This is a genomic window from Pseudomonas sp. NPDC086566 (assembly GCF_050280885.1).
Taxonomy (GTDB): domain Bacteria; phylum Pseudomonadota; class Gammaproteobacteria; order Pseudomonadales; family Pseudomonadaceae; genus Aquipseudomonas; species Aquipseudomonas vlassakiae.
In genome coordinates, this window is the sequence record NZ_JBNNWD010000007.1 from 116,459 (window position 1) to 134,834 (window position 18,376).

Sequence of the window (18,376 nt, forward strand, 5' to 3'; positions counted from 1 at the left end):
TCACGTCCTCGATGGGTAGGTCAGGGCCTCGGCTTCAGCGCGCGCTGCCTCGACCTGGTCCGGAGTCAGCCGTTCGGCCAGGCGCTGGGCGAATGCGTGTTCGTTGAACTCGGAGATCCCGGTTAAGCGCGCACCGTAGAGCTCGCTCACGTGGCGGACCTGCTCGATCATTTGCTCCCGGCCAGGTCGGTGCAGGGGATGGCTGATGATCAGCGTAAACACCGGCGATACAGGTCGTGTTGGACGCATACCAGGTCTCATTGCTGAAGGGTTGTGGCTGTGATCAGCACTGGGTAGTGCTGCAGCCCCAAGCGACTAGCAATATCGCTGGCAGGTACGGGCATCACTTGCAACCCGGGAGCCCAGCGGCGGATCTCTTGCAGTCGTGCTGCGTTGCCGACATTCACGGCGAGGCCCACGGCCTGCAGGTCTTGTAGTGCCGGCAGTTTTTGCTTGAGCCAGGCCTGCGACATTGGATCGTCCCCGACGATGAACATCGGCTGCAGACCAGCTGCATTGATGACCCGTCCCTGTACTGGACCCGGGCTCATTTCTGGAGTCGACACCGGGAAAGCCCCTCCTGCCCGGACGCCAGTCTCAACTGGGGGAGCGTGCGCAGGCGCGGGCTCAATGTCCTGGTAGTAGGGCAAAGCGGAAGCTCCGCCGCGATCCTCCACTACTGTCAGGCCCGCTTGCTGTTCAGCATTGGTGGGTAGGGCCAGGCTGCTCACTATCGCGATGGCCAGTGTTTGCAAGACGTGTGACCGCCAGGCGTGGGGATATGTCATGGGGTCCGTACCTCGAAATTGATGCCGGTGACCCGGCTGAGATGTTTCGCGAAGTAGCCACGGTATTTTGCTGCCGGTGCGCCTCCGGCCGGGCGGTGATATCGCCCAGCAGCATCGATCCAGGTTCCTCCTTTGGCCTTTTGCTCAGCCAGGATCTGGGCGGTAACTGCCAAGTTCTTGTAGGGGTCCAGGCCTTCGCAGGGGAAGCTGTAGCGATGCCCGTTCGAGCGAATATTGGTTTGGCCCAGTCCCACATCGACTCGCGCGGGGCCAGCCGTTGCAATTGCGATCATCAACGCTCGGCAAGCTTCTGCGCGGGTAGCGAAGCGATAGCCAGTACCCGCGACATTTAACGTCCACGGCCAGGGCACAAGCTGACCTCGAAGTCGGGTGCCGCTTTCCTGCAGCGCCACTGAATAGAGCACGACCGGTGGAACCCCGTGCCTGATGGCGATCGCCTTGTAAGCTGGTGGCGGATCTTCCACGCCCCACGCATTGCCGGCGAGCAGCAGCACCAGCAGAAGGCAGGGCTGCCACCAACTCATTGTCGGCGCCATGATCCATTCACCTGCGTCACGGCCGCTGGCAGCGAGCCGCCGAGGCCGAGGCGAACCCAGCGGCCTTGGTCATGATTGAGTGTGATCAGTCGGCTTTTAACGCTGGACGGGTCAACACCCGCGAGAATTGCCCAGCGGCGGATCCGCTCATCGTCGTTCTGGCTGCCGACGAAGTAGAGGTCAAACGGCGTCTGGGACGCCTGCAGGCGTTTGACCTGGTCGATGCAGGGCAGGCAGTCGTCTTTGACGAAAAGTGCCATTCGTCCGTTGCCTTCCAGAGCTGGGCCGCTCGACCCGGCCCGGGCCGAAGCGGAGGCCGAAATCTCAATAGCATTGATGCCTGGGAACAGACGCCGGTACGCCTCATCGTAGGCTCGCTGATAGGCGAGCTCCCTGTCGACTCGCTGACGCTCTGCCTGAACCTGGAGCTCGGCAAACCGGCGCCGCTCGCTATCCGATCGGGCTTCGATCCCGAGTGCAGTGAGCGGGTCAAGCCCCGGCGAATACACCCCCCGAGGCCCTTGCATCACCTCTTGATATCGCTCGTATTCTTTGGACGTCAGGCCCCATTCCTGCGCTGCTTTATCACGAAGCTTGTCGTGCGACAGGGTGCTTTCGCTGGTGAGCTGTTGAACGCTGGGGGCGGCTCCTCCTGCAGTGGAAGGAAGCGGCGCGGCTTCAATGCCCGCAGTAGTAAATGCGCAGACGCAGGCGAAGGCTCGAACGATCGGTAGATTCATGATGCTTTTCTCATGGCTGGATGCTCAGGGTTCGGGTTGTGCCGCCGGCGTCGAAGGTTGCAGTTCGTTCATCTACAGCCTTGAGTCGCCAGGTGCTGCCACTGACCACTTCGCCTGGCCGAAGCAAGTAGATCTGGCTCAGTCGCGTGCTACCCGTGGGTGCAACAGACAGAAATCGCTCCCCGCCTCGGTATTCGAGACCGATCATCTGAAATGGCGGAGGCTCTTGCGGGACGAGCGTGGCTTTAACCAGTGTGGGCTTCGCTTTCGGTTTGGAAGGGGAGGCCTTAGGAGCTGGTGAAGTTGCCTGGGCCTGAGGTCTGCTCATTTTCTGCAGTTTGCCGTCAAGCGACTCAAGGTCAGCTTTCAGTACCAGGAGATCGCCCGCAGTTGCGGATGAGCGAGTGGCTTCAGCTGCAGCTTCGTGGGCCTGCTTCGCGGTGGCTTGCACAGCATCGATCCGGCTCGAGAGTGCTTGCTGGCTGACTCGGAAGTCTTCCATCGTGACCAGGGGTTTGCCGGAAACAGTGTCGAGTCGATCATCGATAGCGCTCACCCTGTTCTGCAGTGCATCGATGGAGACTTTTTCCGCTGCCCCACTCACGGTTCGAGACAGAGTCGACAGCTGGTACTGCTGGAACGCAGTGACGGCGCCCAGGATGAGCAGGCCCGTCGCAAGGGGCAGATGTTTTCGGATCGGCAGTTTCATGGGTGTCCTCTCGAAGCCGAGTACACCCTCGCGCAAGCGTGATTCTGTTTCAGCAGAAAATGCTTAGCCCAGCCGCATGGAATTTTTCTGTGGCTGAGGGGCCAGACTGACTAACATCCTTTTCGAACCAAGCTTCCTCACCCACCAAAAGGGCGGTAGAAGTGGGCGGGGATTTCATGCTGCGCTACCCAGCTAGTCGGTTTGCCGTTAACGAAAGGAGCTAGCCGGATCAGGTCCTCGCCGGGAAAGGGGAGGTTAGCAAAGGACGAGATGCATCAGTCGGATCTCTACTCCCATCGTCGTAGGGAAAAAACGATGGGCACAAAAAAGCCCCGGTTTAATCCGAGGCCTTTACTCCCGATGCCGTAACGCTTTGGGAGGAGCAGTTGAGGCGAAACCACGAACCGGCTGTTACGAGCCGCAACATGGAATCCCCCGCGCATCGATGCGAAAAGTAACCCTTCAGTCAGTTCATTGCAACCAATATATGGATCAATTTTAAAGCCTACTCCTCCCGGATGTGTCTTGCCGAGCTCAACATTTGACGGTCCAGAGTTGATCAATTCGAGTCGTATAGGATTGGCTCATCATTTCCCGCCTCATTCCCCAGTCTGGTGCCAATGGCACACTGGCGGCCCGCATTGTCCCTCTGCCCCAGCGCTCGTTGATGTTGTCCATAACCAGCATCAGGCGGTCGCATGCCGCCGACTGCTTGAGGGCGAACAAATCTTCCGAAAATTCACCAGGCTGTCGCAGGTCCACCAGCAGCACCTCTGCCTTGCTGTACCGGAAGCCAGGCCTGAAAATCTTCGCAACCGCATCAGTAGCCAGTCTAGTCATCAACAGCGTGTCGCAGGTTGGATACGGTAGTTCTACCAACGCCCCCTGAGCATGATGAGCCTCGTCCGGATTGAACATCCCGGTGCGGATGCTTACCCGCATCCGCTTGCAAACTGAATTTTGAGCCCGCAGTTTCTCAGCAGCTCGGCCGACGTAGGTTGCAACGGCCTGCTTGATCGGCGTCAGTTCGGTCAGTCGCTTGCCAAACATCCGGCTGCAGCAGATCTCCTGCTTCGGAGGTTCGGCCTCGTCCATCTCAAGACACGGTGTTCCTGCAAGCTCCCGAGCCGTCTTCTCGATCACTACGCTGAACTTCTGACGAAGTGTCCGAGCATCAGCTTTGGCTAGATCCATGGCGGTACGGATGCCCATCGCCTCAAGGTGAGCAGTCATTCGCCGGCCAACGCCCCACACCTCCTTCACTTCAGTGTTGCGCAGTACCCAATCGCGCTTGAAGGGGTCAGTGATGTCGACCACACCGCCCGTCTGTGCTTGCAGTCGTTTGGCCGTATGGTTGGCCAGCTTGGCGAGCGTCTTGGTGCTTGCGATACCCACCCCGACCGGGATGCCCGTGCACTGATAAATCTTCGAACGCATCATTCGTCCGAATTGAGTTAGGTTTTGCTGAATGCCGGACAGATCAGCGAAGCACTCGTCGATGCTGTAGACCTCTGTCGCTGGCACCATCGACTCAATCAGTGACATGACGCGCTCGCTCATGTCGCCGTACAGGGCATAGTTGCTGCTGAAGGCTATGATTCCGTGTCGGCGGAGCCTGTCCTTCACTTGGAAATAGGGTTCCCCCATTTTTACGAATGGCTTCGCGTCGTACGACCTGGCAATGACACAGCCGTCGTTGTTGCTCAACACTACAATCGGGGTTTTGGCCAAGTCGGGCCGGAACACACGCTCACAGCTCGCATAGAACGAATTGCAGTCGATCAGCGCAAACACCTGGTCACTGCGCATGGTCACGAACGCTGTAACGCACAACGCCCCAGATCAATAGTTCGTCACCCTCCATGATGTATCGAGGCGGATACGCTGGATTCTCCGACTTCAGGATCACCACGCCGTCGCGACGGTGGAGGCGCTTACAAACTGGCTCGCTGTTGACCGCGGCAATAACGATATCGCCGTGCTCGGCCTCCCGCCCACGATCTACGATCACAATGTCACCCGAGTAGATCCCTGCACCTTGCATGCTATCGCCCTCGACTTTCACCAGATACACATGCGGCGCGCGGAGGTCGAACAACTCATCGAGGGAAATATGGCCTTCAAGGTGGTCTGCGGCAGGCGATGGGAAACCGGCTGGGACATGAAACGAATACAGTGGGAATGGCTCGATGCCGCCGGTAGGCGTACCTAAAAAAATGATGGTCATGATGGAAGGTCCGAAGCATGCTGTATATATATACAGTAGATCTGGCATTGGCCGCTCGGTCAATCCTGGGCAATGAAATTCTGACAGGCGAGAGGGGTGATTATGTGCGGGCGATACTCGATCTATGAGTCGATGGATCACTATCTGCGACAGCTATCACTGGACCTAGTGGTCATCAACGGCTACAACCAGGAGCCTATCAATCGCTTCAACGTGGCGCCGTCGACACGCGTCGAGGTCATACGCCGAGTTGACCAAGGGCTGAGCGTGGATCGGGTCAAATGGGGTTGGTCTCCATTTTGGGCACAGGGGAAGCGCCAGGACCCGATAAATGCGCGGGCAGAAACGGTGATGACAGGTAAGTTCTTCAAGGCTCTTTGGCCGAACGGCAGAGCCCTGTCGCCGGCCAATGGATGGTTCGAGTGGATTCCCGATCCAGACGATCCGAAGCGCAAGCAGCCGTACTACATCCAAGCGGTGGACGGTGCGCCTTTGTTTTTCGCGGCATTGGCGGAAGTTCACCCAGGCCTTACTCAAAATGAGCGGGACGGTTTCGTGATCATTACAGCCGCTGCAGACCAGGGCCTGGTGGACATTCACGACAGAAAGCCACTGGTGTTATCCCCTGAGGTTGCCCGGGAATGGATCGACCCTAAAACATCAGCTGAGCGTCTGGCGGCAATTGTGGAAACTGGTTGCCGGCCTGCAGGCGATTTCCGATGGTATCCGGTCGGAAAGCAGGTGGGCAACGTACGGAACCAAGGACCTGAGCTGATTGAGCCGATCAGGAAGCCTCCTCAGCAAGCCGATCTTGACTTATGAGTTGGCCGCCAGCCCCGCCCAAGCGTCAAGACTTAATGTAATTCCTGCAAGATTTCATAAGCGCTTGTGCGCGAGCCATTATGTGGCCATCATTGGAGGTCAGAGCTTTTGTAGTTGCTTAAGCGAGCCGCGCCATCGAACGGTGGGTGTTGGCTTAATGAAAATAAGGATTTACCAACGTGTCGCACGATGTAAGTTACTTGCTAAGGGGAAATGGGGGCGTCAGTGATTCCCTTGATATCGAGTCAACCAAACCTCGCACAGATGAGAAGCTCCGAAGTTCGGTAGACTACCGGGCCGATATCGATGGGCTTCGAGCAGTCGCCGTATTACTGGTCATGATTTATCATGCAGGCCTTAGCTTCCTTCCGGGTGGATTTATTGGGGTCGATATTTTCTTCGTGATCTCGGGATATTTGACTTCGCTCATCATTCTGAAAGCGCTGGATGCTGGGAGGTTTAGTCTAGCCGTATTTTATTCGCGAAGAATTTGGAGGCTACAGCCAGCAGTTTTAGCTTTGCTGCTGTGCACCTTGGTTATAGCGGCAGTTCTTTATCTTCCCGAGGATTTTGTCGCGTTTCTGAAAAGCGAGAAGTATACCAGCTTACTTCTCGCGAATCAGTACTTCGCCAAAGCAACTGATGGGTACGCAAGTGCCGATGCGGCGACACTGCTGCTGATGCATACCTGGTCTTTGTCTGTAGAGTGGCAGTGGTACCTGATTTTGCCGATTGGGATCCTCCTGCTTGATAGGGTAGTCTCGCGCCGAAAGCTAGCGATTGTATGTGTCATTCTCACACTTGTGGCTTTGGGGATTTCATTGTATGTCACAAAAATGTCTGAAGGGGCGGGCTATTACTACTTCAGTGGGCGAATTTTTGAGCTGATGCTGGGCTGCTGTGTTGCCGTATTTAGCATCAACAGGACCTTACAACTACCTCGAGCGTTTTCTACAGTCGTGGCGTTGATTAGTTTTGCGGTGATCGCCTATTGCTCTTTGCAAGACATTCCAGTGGCAACCTACCCGGACTACCATGCTGCGGTGGTTTGTCTGGCTGTGGCAGCTCTGATCTATGTAGGCGCTACGAGCTTAACCTCTGTGCTATTGACCTGGGCGCCGTTGGTTTCTATTGGGCTTATCTCATACTCCTTGTACCTATGGCATTGGCCGGTTATCGCGGTAATTAACTATATTGGAATTGATAAAACACCCACCGTCATTGCAGTTTATTTTTTGCTGACGTTTGGGTTGGCAGTGATTTCTTACCTTGCTGTTGAGCGGCCGTTCCGTCACTCCAAACTCAGTTTCTCCAAAACGGTAATTTTCATGATGGTTTTCCCAGCGGTGCTGCTGTCAGCTCTGTATGGGATGGGGAAAAGTCGTGATGGCTGGCCCGCCAGATTTGATTACGGGAACGCTGGTGTTCTTAGTCGTCTGGAGAACGCTGAGAGCCCAAACCGTGGTAAGTGCTTAGACGGTGTGAGCGACGGCTCCGATGCACGCTGCCTTATGGGGGATCGGAGCTCCGAGAGCAAAGCGCTCATGATAGGGGATTCGTTTTCAAACCAAGAGTGGGGCTTTATTGATACTCTTGCCAAAGACGCAGGGTTCTCCGTAATGGCTCAAGCTTTTCCTGCTTGCCTTGCGCTTCCCGATGTCTATTTGTACGACTGGTGGAAGTACAAAGATATTCTGTACACCAAGTGTCATGACGCAGTAGCACAGTATTATGAGCTGGTAAAAAAGGGTGGTTATAAATACGTAATCATCGGGCAGGTCTGGGAGAGCTACGTTGGTACTGACAAGGTGGTTAGCTCAATTGACGACGAGCGTACTGTGGAGCTTTCGAAAGGGCGCTTGCAGGAAGCTCTATTTAATGCGCTGAAGATTATTGCAGATACGGGTGCCACTCCTGTGATCGTGAAGTCTAACTTTGCGATGCCGCCTGGTATTAATGATTGTTTGTATCAGGCTGTAAAATTCAGAGGGCTGTTTGGCTCGGATGAGAAAGCGAAGGGCTGCGAACGCCGGCCTTGGAATGGCGAAGAAGATCAAAATTTGATCCAGCTGATGGCCGCTGCAAAGGCCGCATTCCCTGAACTTATCATCATCGATCCGAAAGATGCTCAGTGCCACGACGGAAGCTGCTTAACCGCAATAGATGGTGTGCCGGTGTATCGTGACATTGGTCACGTAACTGATTTCGCTTCTTACAGCTTCGGGCAGACGTATCTCCGAGAGAAGGGCAACCCGTTCGGGTCGGCCCAGTAGCGGTGCAGTATTCATGAAAAAGGCCACCGTGGGGTGGCCTTGTTTTATGCTGCGATGAGTTGTCGGGCGAGTGCCATTTCAACCGAGTCTCCATCCTGGTTAAGTGAGTCTAGTCCCGATTCGGGTACATCACCCGAAGTGCTCTGTGCCACTGCGATCTTCTTGGCCATTAGCTGCAGGCAGGTGATCTGCGAGCTGCCGGCATAGCCGAAGAAAACCACGCGGACGGGGTGTTTCTGCCCGATCCTCCATGACCGCCGCGCGGCCTGTTGCAGGGTGTACACGTTGTACCCCGTCTGCAGAAACGCGATGGTTGGGAAGTCCAGCAGGTCCAGCCCGGTCTTGACCAGCTCCGGGTTGGTGAGCAGCACGTCGACCCCGCGGTCGACCTGGTCGAGGATCCAATCCTCGCGCCGAGCTGTTTCAACCGTGGCCCGCAGTACTGCAACGCGGAGGCCTGCCTGCTCGAGGACTTTCTTCAGCCTGGACGTGGTGTCGCGCGTCCCGCTGTAGACGGTGTATGCGAGGACCTTGCGGCCTTTCGCTTTCTCCTCGAGGCACAGCTTCAATAGCGCCTGCTCCTTGGGCATCAGCTCATCGTCGCCGAAGAGCGCCGGTACAAAGGCCAGCGTGTCACGGGTGCGCGGATGTTTGACCATCTCCGATCGGAAGCAGCAGTCCGGCCAGGCCAGTAGCACATTGAGCACCACTCCCAGAAGAGTGGTGTCTCTCCGGGCCAGGGCCTGGCGGAGCTCAGCGGTCAACGTGGCCGCCAAGCGCTGGTAGGCCGAGGCCTGCTCCAGCGCCATGGGCACGTCGATGAACTCCTCCTGGTAGCTGGGCAGCACGTTGCCACCGATATCCTTGAGCTTCAGGAACACGGTGAATGGCAGCACGAACCGGTGGATGCCTTTAGGACCGAAGCCTGGTGCCTTCACGGTGCGTACTGATAGCTTCTTGCCCTTGGCGGTCTTGTGCGAATCTCCATCGCGCTCGGTATAGATGTCCTTGAGCACGCCGTGATCGCGCATGAACGACATGGCTGCAGGAGCCATGCTGCCGCGTGCGTTGGGTCGGTAGCCGTCCTCGATCATGCGCTGGGTGAGGATGCGGAACAGGAGGTAGAACAGGTCGTCGGCGTAGCCACCCATCAAGGTCCCGGTGAGAAGCACGGTTTTACGCGCTTTCGCGGCCAATACCCCCATGGCCTGGCCCTGGGCCGAACCGCTGTTCTTGTACTCATGCCCCTCGTCGACCACCAGCAGGTCGAAGAAGCCATCGGGTAGGTAGCGCTTGATGAACTCTGTCGGCTGGTAGCCGCCTTCGCCGAATCCGAACTCGATGTTGGCCATCGCACGTTCCATGCGTTTGGCCTGGCGATCGCTGAAGACGAAGTTGCCTTTCGCGTCCATCAGGTTGATGAACTCTGAAACGTTGTCGACCAGCATCGAGGCCAGGAAGTCCTCACCGAAGTCATTCAGCAGCCGTTCCGCCCGGACCGGGCCGATCGTCGGTATCCGGCACATTGACTTCAGGATTGTCGAGCGCCGGTCCCCACATTCGGCTTTACCTGGGCGCATAAGCGTCCAGAGAGCAGCGTTGCAGGCAGTGCAGTTGCGACGGCGATCACCGCGCTCGAATTCAGCCACGGTGATCAGGTTGCCTTCCAGGTCCTCGAGGACCTGGCCACAATCTGGACATGCAGCCAGCAGCTGGCCACCTGCAGTACGCCGCTTCCAGCAGGCGAGCCGCCAGTGGAAACCCATCCGCATCCTGACGCGGCCGAGAATGAAGAACTCCGGCCGGCCATCGTAGGTTTGCCCGGACTGGTCACGCAGCTTGAGCAGTTTGACCAGCGTGTCCGGGCCGTTGAGCACCCAGACGCGGGCGTCTGGCGTGGTCTCCAGAATCTCGCGCCGCCACTTGTAGACCAGGTGGGGCGGCGAGATGACGAGGGTTCGACGGTAACCGGCCGCGTGAAGCACGGCAGCGACTGCGATGGCCATCATTGTCTTCCCGGTCCCCATCTCAGCGTTGATGATCCCAGCTTGCTCGTTGCGATCGAGCAGAAGCGCGGCGATGGCTTGGACAACCTCAGCTTGCGCCACGAATGGCGTGCGCTTGAGACTGGCCATCACGGCCTGGCGCTGTTCGTTAATGCTGCCGGTATAAACCGGAGGGTTGGAGCGGTTGAGCGACTCCAGGAGCTCGTCGCCGAACTCGTCGATGAAATCGGTCAGGTTGATGTTCAGTGGGGAGTTGGCCGAGGCGGCTACTTGGGTCAGTGCGTTCATGTGCATCTCCTGCAGGGAAAGCAGGGCATGCACAAACCCCGGCGGGTAAGGGCATACCCTGTGGGCTGGTGTGAGGTTGTCGCCGTTGCGGCGTTGGTCAGTAGTCGCTGGGAAGCAGCAGGGTGGTGGAGCTGCGGTCGGCTTCGGTGATGATCCAGAGCCTGGACTCGTCGCCGGCGTCGATGTCGTAGCCTGAGAACAAACGGTCTCCGTGGGTAAGCGCAAGCTGATTGGAGGCACGATCGTCATCGCATAGCTCGCCCCAGTCGCCTGCTAGATGGCGTTTCAGGGCGGGGGTAGGGTTGAGCTGCCCGGTTTCGACCAGGTGGCTTACAGCGGCGCTCATCCTGATCTGCCCCGGGTTGAACAATGAAGTTGCAACTGGCTCATCAGCTGCAGGCGCTTCGTCGATGTCCGCCGGCGAGGAGCTGATGATCATGACCTGTCCGTGATGCGCTGAGGAAGGCGTCATCTCCCAAGCGCGAATGATCGGGATGAAGCGATCTGTGAGGATCCTGACTTCTGAGACGTTGCCCTTCTCGTCCTCGGTGAATTCGGTCTTGCGCACCTTGTCCTTGTAGGTATCACCCTTCACGACCAAGACCCGCCCCGACTTCGAACGCACAACACCGGAGATTGCGCCTGCCGCCAGAGCCAGTGCGAGGTGCCAGCGGGAAAGCTCGCGGACAGGGGGGCGGGGTTGAAGGCCGGCTTGCCCGAAGTGCAAGTTGAAGTCGGGCCAGAGACCTTGCAACCGCAGAATCTCGGCGGCGAATTGCTCCGGCTCCAAGGTAATGCGGTAGAAGTGCTCCAGCTCGCTAGCAACTGACGGGACGAGGTACGGCTCCCATGGCCAGATGGCGGGGATCTCCTCGGCCTGTTCCTGCCCTGCGCCGATCGCCTGTAGAAGAGCCCTCACCTGGTTGGTGGAAGCCCGGGTCAGGTCCTGCCGGCGTACACGGATGCCGATGATCACCACCTGTTTGAAGGTGGGGTCTGCAGCACCGTACACGCGTAGCTCGGCGAAGTGATTGCTCAGCCATCCAGTCAACTCGTCGTCCAGCACATAGTGAGGGACGATGAGCACCATCACGCCGCCGTACTGCAGAAGCGGGAGGCAGCGCTGATAAAAGGCTTTCTCCAGGCGCCGGCGACCGCTGCCTTGGTACTGGGATGCACCGGAGTGATCCGCGACCAGGTCGCCGTAGGGTGGGTTGAGCCAGAGCAAGCCGAACGACTGGCGGCTGATCAGGGTGTCGAAGAGGTCGCTGTGCAGCACCCGATCGAGCAGGCCACGCGCGTGATCCGCGCGTTCGCGATCGTACTCGACGGCGAACGCTTGGACCTGGTGGCGGCCCAGGAGGTGAGCTGCTTCAGCAAGGGCAACACCCTCGCCGGCGCAAGGGTCACAGATTCTCATCCTGCCCGAAGTGGCGGGAGTGAGCGCCTGCAGCGTGCGTTCAAGAGTGATTTCATCGGTGGGGTAGTAGCCGTTGCGGGCAAAGTTGCGCGCCAGGCGCGGAAACATGAGGGCCATAGGTAGTCCATTGAGTTAGTGGATGAGCTCAGGCAGGCGCCTGAACTTCAGTGGTGAGTACGCCCTGGCGAATCAGCTCTCCGAGAGCTGGCTCGAGTACCTCGAGCTTCATGGCGAGTCGCCAGGCGCAAACATTGCCGATCGCTCCTGGGAGACCGATCAGCATCTGGTGCTGGGTAAGGACTTCCATCACGGGCTCGCGCCAGTGGGGGAGAAGGGGCAGCGGGCAGGTCTCGATCACCAGCGGCCAGAGCCGTTGGTGTGGGGCTTCATTGCGCTCAATGAGGGCGTATGCAAAGTGATTGGCCTGGTCGGGCACCGAGGCGCGTCGATCGAACAGCCAAAGGTGCAACATGCTGCCGAATAGGGTGCCTCGGAATTGCCGTGTGGTGCGCTTTTCCAGCAGGTCGTGGTTAGGAAAGACGGGAATGGTCCGTCCGTCGATGAGAATGTGAAACTGCTCAAGCCCATTGTCTTCCCGGCCAAGTGTGAGCCTGGCCAGAAACTCCTGCAGTGCGGTGTCACGACCCCAGGCCGACATGAACACCAGGTTGCGCTGTTCGTCACACACACAGGCGTCGACGTACAGGTCCGGGCATTCCTCGATCTGGAACAAGGGGGATGGGTGCATGATGGCCTCCATTGTGGAGGCGTCCGTCCCAGAGGGCGGAAACGCCCCCTGGGTGGTCTGGTGGTTAACTGAAGGTCTTGGTGAGCGGATCGAAGGCCACACTGTCTTGTTGGTGCAGCGGGCCGTGCCCCTCGAGGAATATTTGGATTCGGTACTGGTCGCGGAGACGTATAGCAGCCTCAGCCTGGTCGAGTGTAAGGTCCAACTCTTCAATGAACAGATCGACGAGCTCCTCGTCAGTCGACACCTCGTTGTTGGACAACTGGTCCTCGATGTTGGCGAGGGTTTTTTTGCTCAAGTTGCTGAAGATGGCGTTCATAGTGGTGCTCCAGGTAGAAAAATGGAGCCCCCTGAGGAGGCCCCTCAGGGTGTGTGAATCAGGTTGACTACTGCGGTGGCTTGGCAGGGCGCTTTAAGGCGAGGCCCTGGTCCAGGTTTGAGTTTTGAAGTCCATGGTGAAACCGAGCTGGTCCAGTCGGGTGCATTGGGCCCGCAGCCGTTGTCGGTCAACGGTGGTGTCGAGCCTCACGGTTTCGCCCAATGGCCACACCGTGCCAAACAGCTCGGCATCGATGTCGTTCGTGCTTGGTGGTGCCGTTGGACTCATCCCGAAGGGCTCATCCGAGGCGAAGGCATCAGTTTTGGGCTGTCGCGCCGGGGCATTTGGGGTCCGACGTGGCGGTAGCGGTGTGGATGGTGGCCCGTCCTCTTCAAGAGGGTCAGGGACGTTTGTTGGCAGGTGTTCTTCGTCCTCGCGACTGAGACCTGTGACATCCTCCAGGGTCATGTCCTCAAGTTCAGCCCTGATCTCAACAACGAGTCGACCGCCGTGCGAGTAGTACGAGGGTCGAATCTGCTTAATTGCGAAGTCACCTCGGTATTTACCTTCCTGGTACTGATCCAGGAGAGCATCCTTGATGGTGAACTCACCGATCGAGGTACTGAGGCGGCCGACGTTGAAGAGCCCGAGTCGACCGGAGATGGTGCGGATGGCCAGCTGGCCGGTGATGGAGATCATGTACGCTCCCCGGAAAGCATGGGGAACTGCCAGCGGGCGTTCCCCGCGAGGGTGGAAGGTGGTCAGCAATCGAACAGCGGCAGACCGTCGAGAACGTTGCTGTTGGGGTCTAGGACCAGGAACCTCACGTGAGCCTGAGCGGCAAGGGTGAGCACTCGGATGGTCTCCTCGCTGAAGCCCTCGGTGGCTTGCAGAGCTTGAAGTGTCGACAGATCGTACCCCCAGTACTGTCCCAGATATTGGTCGGTCCAGGGTGCACTGAGAATTTTGAAGCCGATGGCGTCACTGTCGGGAAGGGTGAAGCACTCGAACTGAAGCAAAGCTGTATCAGCATTCTCAACGAGTGCCTGCAGCTCCTCCCAGTCTTCCTCTGGCAAGTGCGCAGATGCGATTTCGAACGCTCGGCAGCAGCAGGGATGTGCTACAGGGTAATCGCTGGCAGCGATGTCGAAAGGGTTGGCTGATAGTGTCATGTGACGTGCTCCTGGTTGGGAGGAAGCCACCCCCAGAGGGTGACCCCTCTGGGTGATTAATTGGCTGTGTCAGGCTGGGTCTGCAGCGGACTGCAACTGGATCTGGATATAGGCAGGTCCGTTCTCTGGGGTGACTACTCGCAAAGCGAGGGCAACCCAGTCACGGTGGCGGCCAGTATGGTGCTTTGTGTACACACCGAAAGTGAAATACTTGGCCAGAGGCTGCAGCTTCAGTTCTTGCCACGCCGTTTGTACTACGGTGGCGAGGCGTTGGCTCATCTCGGCTACCCGGTCAGGGTTTTCGAGATAGACCACACGCATCCACGCAGCGTTGTCCAGGACAATGGGAAGTGTGAGGTATGCCTCGGACGAGGCGGAGGGTATGGGCATTAGAGGTCTCCAGAATGAGCGAGGCCTCAGTCCGCAGGGGATGAGATCCCCGCGGGTAGGTAAAGAAAAAGGCACTCCATCACTGAGTGATGTGATCGCGCTGCCGAGTGCTAGGCGATCTTGGGTGGGTTGGCGCAATGCGCTGGAGCCTTAAACCCTGGCTCCGGGAGGCACTGTCAACGACAGTGAACCAATACGGAATTCGTTGCCCAGGCTGTAGGCAGAGGCCTCACGGTTGCCCGGTGAATGCTTTGAAACTCCCTTCCAAGGAATACTCTTTGGGGGAAAGGACTGGTGATGCAGGGTGGGTCAGATCATGTCTTTTAGAAGGCTCAGCGCGAACAGAGTTTTCATGACGGCCTCCTCGCAGAAAGTGAAGGCGCTGAAATCAGCGCCTTGATAGGGGTCATGCAGCCTGGTTGGGCTCCTGAGGAAGATCATTACCGAGGTAAGATTCAAGCTGGTCACCGAACTGATCGGCGGCTGGCTGTCCCTGGTTCAGCGCTTGATCCATACCAGGTTGTACCTGATTGTCAGCGGGCGGGGTGGCGTTTTTCGGTTTCGCTTCGTACACCAGCTTGCCGTCAACTTTGATCCAGCCGATGAAGAGCAGGCGGCCTTTAAGGCTTGCGCCGGCTTGACCTTTCTTCTCGCCTTTTTCGTAGGTAAAGGCATCTGCCCAGATGTCGCCGATTCGGAAGGAGACGAGCACCTTCTTTTTGGCTTCAACGGCCTGCTGGCAGCGTTTTACCAGCGATTCTGCCTCGGCACCGACAACGTTGCAGTCGATGTAGGAGTACTCGGCGCTATCAGTAGCGCCGTGCAACGCTGCAACGGTGACACAGGTGAAGGGTTTGCCCTTGCGAGGGGCAACTTCACGGATACGGTTGAGGTAGCCGATGCCAGTGGTGTGCAGGTCAAAGAATTTAGCTTCGTTGGACTGATTCATGGTGTTTCTCCATTTCAATAGCGAAAGCGGAGAAACACTTTGCCCATGGGGGAAAGTATTCCCCGCGTGGGTTGGGATGTAGCGAGTTGGATGGGCTTCCATCAATCGGGTGATTGATCAATCGCGCTTCCGGAAGCTGGGCGATTTTGGGGAGATCGACACCGCCATGGGTGTAGCAGTCTTTCAGATCATGACTGCGAGGGCTTGGGTTGCTGACGACGTCAGCAGCACACGAAGACAAGGATGGAAACGGAGAAACACATTGTCAAGCCCTGAAATTAAAAAACCCTCCAAGTGGAGGGTTTTGGTTGAGAAATCAATGTTTAATGTGCTCGAAGAAGCTTCTGGCAGCGGCGTTTGACGTTAGGCCAATCAGCCCAAACTGCCATACCGACGCAGATGAGGAGCAGAGCGGTGAACATGATGATGCCAAATGCGGTGTGGCTCATGTCATTCCTCCGGAGTGAGGTAGATGCCTGTTATCCAGATTACAACACCTACCATGAGGGCGAAAGCGGTCAGTAGACGGCTAGTGCTCAGGAAGATACCGACGAGGGCGGCGGCGACTGCAGTCGTCCCTATTTTGCGAAGGTCGTCTGCTACAGCTGCGCGTTTTTTTGAGGCCATGGCGTTCCTTATTCACCAGGCCCTCACCTTGCCAGGTGGGGTGCCTGGCATTGGGTGAGGTTGGAGGGAGTTAGATCGCGATTGGAGCTATGAGGTCGTTCAGCGGGCCCATACGCAGCTCTGGAGCTTTGGGTTTGCTCGGCTTGCGCTGACGGGACCGGCGCTTGGTCGGTGGTGCCGCTTTGGTGTTGGTTTCAAACCAATGGTTCAGATCAACGCCTCGGCGTGCGAGAGTTGGAATGCGGCAAAGCTCATCCCAGTCGCTGCGGGTGGGCGCTATGCTCGCGACTTGAACAACAGGCTGGACCTGAGCTAGGACGACTGGGGCTGGGCGTTTCATGGTGCGCAGGAACTCGCGGGTGAGTGTGCCGAGCGCATAGCCAAAACGGAAGCCGGTCGATGGTGCGGACATTGCGGTCATGGTGTTTCTCCTGCGGGTTAAGAATGCGGAGAAAACACTGACCCTGACGGGGAAATGTATTCCCCGCTGGGTTTGCGGAAGGAGCTTCTATCGATAGAGATCGATCGGTCGTGCTACCAGAAGCTAAACGACCTTGGGCTGGTGGATCACACAGACTTCGTGCTGCAGCATTACGGATCCAAGCTGCATGGGGCATGTTGCTGACAACGTCAGCAGATCACGACTTAATCATCGGAGCCGTAGAGGATTGTGTCAAGCTGGCAACACTCGACGACTCACGCGAGCTGAGGGGTTATTCAAGTAACCGCAGCAGGTCGGCAGGGGTTTTGCAATCAGGAGAAAGCAGCGCTTGGCGCACCTTCTCATATGCATGGGCGGCTTCAGCATAGGGCTCATGGCTATCTTTGAAGGTCCAGCCTGCTTTGTGAAGTGCGGCGCACTTGAGTTTCATTCCGGCTCCCCAGCCCTCCCAGCCCTCCCAACTAGGCTGGGACTTCAGCAGCCCAATGTCACGGACGAGCTTCTCCCAAAAACCTTGGTTGTTTTTCATCTCATTTCTGGCAAGGGATGAGATTTCGCCCTCGATAAGCACGTGGGTCGGGATTTCTCCTTCAATTCGGATAAAGTCGAAAGGGACAACTTTGTCGCGAAGACGCAATTTTTCCAGCGATTCCATAAGGTGATCCTTTTACTCAAAGGCAGTTGCACTGCTCTTTTTGGTTGAGTTGGTGTTGGCGAGATGCTGAGGTGAATTGATCTCGTATATCCAATGTACCTTAGAGTTTTTGTTTGTGGAACAACTTTCTTTATGATGGCTGAACTGTTGGTGTTGACGCGAAGGGGAATAAGGGTATATTCGGGCGGAATTTGGTGGGCGGCTCGGTGAAATTGAACCGTGTTGCTGGGCATTTTTACGCGATGGGAGGGCGGTAAATGAAGGACGTTCTGGACTGGTTTGCAAAGATCAATAGTCGATCATTGTTGATCGTGTTCTTGGCATTAACGCTGCTTACGGTGTTCCCTGAGTATTCGCCGCTGGATGATCCGTTCTCAATTGCCGCTCTTTCTGTCCCAGGTGCGATGCTGATGTCATATCCTCTTGTGGTTGGCTGGCTGATTATCATCGGGCGGTTGAACCTAAGCCTTTCCGAGGGGGATCACGCCAATATGGGGATATTCATAGGTGGCTCTGGCCTTGCCTATTGTCTGTGCATTCTGGGCTGGTATATCTCAAATACACCTGACCCCCTGAATGTGAAAGTCTTGGGTGATGTGGGGTTCGTGCGCTTGTTTACGCTGTATCTCTTGTCTGTTGTGACAATGCAAGTGCCACGTTATCCCGGGGCAGCGGAAAGGCATGTGAGCGCTAATCATTAGGAAAGGGGGACTATGCCGGCTGGAGGGTGACTCCAGCCGTTCAGAGAAAATTTGTCTAAGGAGCCACCTGTGAGGGAACCGTCGATCCCTGGGCATTGATCGCTTCGATTCGCAGCACCTGGCCATTCTCGTGGCTTCGGCCAGTAAACATGAGGCACGCATCCGCGCACAAAAGGAGCCCGGCTTATCGCCGGCGGGCCACCGGCAAGGGGGAGATACACCCATTGGGTAGCCTGATGGACCTGGCTACAAGTCCATCAGGCTACCCAAAGGGAGAGAAAAGAGAGGGGTCACATCACCAATGTGACCCTTGGATCAAAGAAGCACCGAACCTCTTGAAACCTATGTGCCTTTGGACTCGATCATCACGAGTTAGACGGCTGCGCGACTAGAGAGAGCAGGGAGACACAGGGAGAATCTCAACCAGATCCACACGCCCTTCCCGGAGCTATAGCGTGTTTAAGGTTTGGTGTTGGGGCGGACCTCAACACCTGGGCGCTACTGATGACCGTCAGTAGCCAGCGGGGTAGAACCTTAACTGAT

Annotated in this window: 20 protein-coding genes; 3 read left to right on the plus strand and 17 right to left on the minus strand. The window is 57.2% G+C overall.

Going from position 1 to position 18,376, the window contains the following annotated elements; all coding sequences use genetic code 11:
* From ACQKPS_RS17535 to ACQKPS_RS17565, 7 genes are all read right to left on the minus strand, one after another.
* On the minus strand, positions 1–249 hold the full coding sequence (locus ACQKPS_RS17535) for a hypothetical protein (protein WP_182337266.1): 249 nt from the start codon (positions 247–249) through the stop codon (positions 1–3).
* An 8-nt stretch (positions 250–257) separates the two neighbouring features.
* A complete protein-coding gene (locus ACQKPS_RS17540) occupies positions 258–788 on the minus strand; it encodes an integrating conjugative element protein (protein WP_427605099.1) in 531 nt (176 codons plus the stop codon).
* Positions 785–1,345, minus strand: coding sequence for a lytic transglycosylase domain-containing protein (locus tag ACQKPS_RS17545; RefSeq protein ID WP_427605101.1), 561 nt, complete (start codon positions 1,343–1,345; stop codon positions 785–787). Before ACQKPS_RS17545 ends, ACQKPS_RS17540 begins: the two co-directional genes overlap by 4 nt.
* Positions 1,330–2,085, minus strand: coding sequence for a TIGR03759 family integrating conjugative element protein (locus tag ACQKPS_RS17550; RefSeq protein ID WP_427605103.1), 756 nt, complete (start codon positions 2,083–2,085; stop codon positions 1,330–1,332). Before ACQKPS_RS17550 ends, ACQKPS_RS17545 begins: the two co-directional genes overlap by 16 nt.
* 10 nt (positions 2,086–2,095) lie before the next feature.
* Positions 2,096–2,794, minus strand: coding sequence for a methyl-accepting chemotaxis protein (locus tag ACQKPS_RS17555; protein WP_427605105.1), 699 nt, complete (start codon positions 2,792–2,794; stop codon positions 2,096–2,098).
* Between the two features lie 534 nt (positions 2,795–3,328).
* Complete coding sequence (locus tag ACQKPS_RS17560) at positions 3,329–4,603, minus strand: Y-family DNA polymerase (protein ID WP_427605107.1); 1,275 nt, start codon at positions 4,601–4,603, stop codon at positions 3,329–3,331.
* Positions 4,593–5,021, minus strand: a complete 429-nt coding sequence (locus tag ACQKPS_RS17565; protein WP_427605109.1) for a LexA family protein — start codon at positions 5,019–5,021, stop codon at positions 4,593–4,595. The genes ACQKPS_RS17560 and ACQKPS_RS17565 overlap by 11 nt, the downstream gene beginning before the upstream one ends.
* Positions 5,022–5,123: 102 nt before the next feature.
* Here ACQKPS_RS17565 and ACQKPS_RS17570 point away from each other — a divergent pair, with 102 nt between their 5' ends.
* A complete protein-coding gene (locus tag ACQKPS_RS17570; protein ID WP_427605312.1) occupies positions 5,124–5,843 on the plus strand; it encodes an SOS response-associated peptidase family protein in 720 nt (239 codons plus the stop codon).
* A 179-nt stretch (positions 5,844–6,022) separates the two neighbouring features.
* Positions 6,023–8,116, plus strand: a complete 2,094-nt coding sequence (locus tag ACQKPS_RS17575; RefSeq protein WP_427605111.1) for an acyltransferase family protein — start codon at positions 6,023–6,025, stop codon at positions 8,114–8,116.
* Positions 8,117–8,160: 44 nt separating this feature from the next.
* Here the strand turns inward: ACQKPS_RS17575 and ACQKPS_RS17580 are convergent, their stop codons facing one another.
* The 10 genes from ACQKPS_RS17580 to ACQKPS_RS17625 form a co-directional block, all read right to left on the minus strand.
* Positions 8,161–10,410: an SNF2-related protein gene (locus ACQKPS_RS17580; RefSeq protein WP_427605113.1), complete on the minus strand. Its 2,250-nt coding sequence runs from the start codon at positions 10,408–10,410 to the stop codon at positions 8,161–8,163.
* 97 nt (positions 10,411–10,507) lie between these two features.
* A complete protein-coding gene (locus tag ACQKPS_RS17585) occupies positions 10,508–11,947 on the minus strand; it encodes a DUF6094 domain-containing protein (protein ID WP_427605115.1) in 1,440 nt (479 codons plus the stop codon).
* A 28-nt stretch (positions 11,948–11,975) separates the two neighbouring features.
* Positions 11,976–12,578 carry a hypothetical protein gene (locus ACQKPS_RS17590; protein ID WP_427605117.1) on the minus strand — a complete coding sequence of 201 codons (603 nt, stop codon included), beginning with the start codon at positions 12,576–12,578 and terminating at the stop codon, positions 11,976–11,978.
* A gap of 64 nt (positions 12,579–12,642) precedes the next feature.
* The gene (locus tag ACQKPS_RS17595; protein WP_427605119.1) at positions 12,643–12,897 is read right to left on the minus strand and encodes a hypothetical protein; all 255 of its coding nucleotides are present in this window, start codon (positions 12,895–12,897) and stop codon (positions 12,643–12,645) included.
* 93 nt (positions 12,898–12,990) lie between these two features.
* Positions 12,991–13,596: a DUF3275 family protein gene (locus ACQKPS_RS17600; RefSeq protein ID WP_427605121.1), complete on the minus strand. Its 606-nt coding sequence runs from the start codon at positions 13,594–13,596 to the stop codon at positions 12,991–12,993.
* Positions 13,597–13,658: 62 nt separating this feature from the next.
* The gene (locus ACQKPS_RS17605) at positions 13,659–14,069 is read right to left on the minus strand and encodes a hypothetical protein (protein ID WP_225789596.1); all 411 of its coding nucleotides are present in this window, start codon (positions 14,067–14,069) and stop codon (positions 13,659–13,661) included.
* Between the two features lie 69 nt (positions 14,070–14,138).
* Positions 14,139–14,459, minus strand: coding sequence for a hypothetical protein (locus ACQKPS_RS17610; protein ID WP_427605123.1), 321 nt, complete (start codon positions 14,457–14,459; stop codon positions 14,139–14,141).
* 406 nt (positions 14,460–14,865) lie between these two features.
* The gene (locus tag ACQKPS_RS17615) at positions 14,866–15,408 is read right to left on the minus strand and encodes an STY4534 family ICE replication protein (RefSeq protein ID WP_427605125.1); all 543 of its coding nucleotides are present in this window, start codon (positions 15,406–15,408) and stop codon (positions 14,866–14,868) included.
* Positions 15,409–16,105: 697 nt separating this feature from the next.
* Entirely contained in the window at positions 16,106–16,456 is a 351-nt protein-coding gene (locus ACQKPS_RS17620; RefSeq protein WP_427605127.1) for a hypothetical protein, read from the minus strand.
* Positions 16,457–16,748: 292 nt separating this feature from the next.
* Positions 16,749–17,132 carry a hypothetical protein gene (locus ACQKPS_RS17625; RefSeq protein WP_427605129.1) on the minus strand — a complete coding sequence of 128 codons (384 nt, stop codon included), beginning with the start codon at positions 17,130–17,132 and terminating at the stop codon, positions 16,749–16,751.
* Positions 17,133–17,389: 257 nt separating this feature from the next.
* Here ACQKPS_RS17625 and ACQKPS_RS17630 point away from each other — a divergent pair, with 257 nt between their 5' ends.
* On the plus strand, positions 17,390–17,833 hold the full coding sequence (locus ACQKPS_RS17630; protein ID WP_427605131.1) for a hypothetical protein: 444 nt from the start codon (positions 17,390–17,392) through the stop codon (positions 17,831–17,833).
* Positions 17,834–18,376: the final 543 nt, after the last annotated feature.

Coding starts and splice junctions, on each gene's coding strand:
- ACQKPS_RS17615 (WP_427605125.1), bottom strand. CDS start 15,408: ATGAATCAGTCCAACGAAGCTAAATTCTTTGACCTGCACACCACTGGC.
- ACQKPS_RS17555 (WP_427605105.1), bottom strand. CDS start 2,794: ATGAAACTGCCGATCCGAAAACATCTGCCCCTTGCGACGGGCCTGCTC.
- ACQKPS_RS17565 (WP_427605109.1), bottom strand. CDS start 5,021: ATGACCATCATTTTTTTAGGTACGCCTACCGGCGGCATCGAGCCATTC.
- ACQKPS_RS17610 (WP_427605123.1), bottom strand. CDS start 14,459: ATGCCCATACCCTCCGCCTCGTCCGAGGCATACCTCACACTTCCCATT.
- ACQKPS_RS17600 (WP_427605121.1), bottom strand. CDS start 13,596: ATGATCTCCATCACCGGCCAGCTGGCCATCCGCACCATCTCCGGTCGA.
- ACQKPS_RS17630 (WP_427605131.1), top strand. CDS start 17,390: ATGAAGGACGTTCTGGACTGGTTTGCAAAGATCAATAGTCGATCATTG.
- ACQKPS_RS17545 (WP_427605101.1), bottom strand. CDS start 1,345: ATGGCGCCGACAATGAGTTGGTGGCAGCCCTGCCTTCTGCTGGTGCTG.
- ACQKPS_RS17595 (WP_427605119.1), bottom strand. CDS start 12,897: ATGAACGCCATCTTCAGCAACTTGAGCAAAAAAACCCTCGCCAACATC.
- ACQKPS_RS17590 (WP_427605117.1), bottom strand. CDS start 12,578: ATGCACCCATCCCCCTTGTTCCAGATCGAGGAATGCCCGGACCTGTAC.
- ACQKPS_RS17585 (WP_427605115.1), bottom strand. CDS start 11,947: ATGGCCCTCATGTTTCCGCGCCTGGCGCGCAACTTTGCCCGCAACGGC.
- ACQKPS_RS17550 (WP_427605103.1), bottom strand. CDS start 2,085: ATGAATCTACCGATCGTTCGAGCCTTCGCCTGCGTCTGCGCATTTACT.
- ACQKPS_RS17570 (WP_427605312.1), top strand. CDS start 5,124: ATGTGCGGGCGATACTCGATCTATGAGTCGATGGATCACTATCTGCGA.
- ACQKPS_RS17560 (WP_427605107.1), bottom strand. CDS start 4,603: ATGCGCAGTGACCAGGTGTTTGCGCTGATCGACTGCAATTCGTTCTAT.
- ACQKPS_RS17620 (WP_427605127.1), bottom strand. CDS start 16,456: ATGACCGCAATGTCCGCACCATCGACCGGCTTCCGTTTTGGCTATGCG.
- ACQKPS_RS17535 (WP_182337266.1), bottom strand. CDS start 249: ATGCGTCCAACACGACCTGTATCGCCGGTGTTTACGCTGATCATCAGC.
- ACQKPS_RS17540 (WP_427605099.1), bottom strand. CDS start 788: ATGACATATCCCCACGCCTGGCGGTCACACGTCTTGCAAACACTGGCC.
- ACQKPS_RS17605 (WP_225789596.1), bottom strand. CDS start 14,069: ATGACACTATCAGCCAACCCTTTCGACATCGCTGCCAGCGATTACCCT.
- ACQKPS_RS17580 (WP_427605113.1), bottom strand. CDS start 10,410: ATGAACGCACTGACCCAAGTAGCCGCCTCGGCCAACTCCCCACTGAAC.
- ACQKPS_RS17625 (WP_427605129.1), bottom strand. CDS start 17,132: ATGGAATCGCTGGAAAAATTGCGTCTTCGCGACAAAGTTGTCCCTTTC.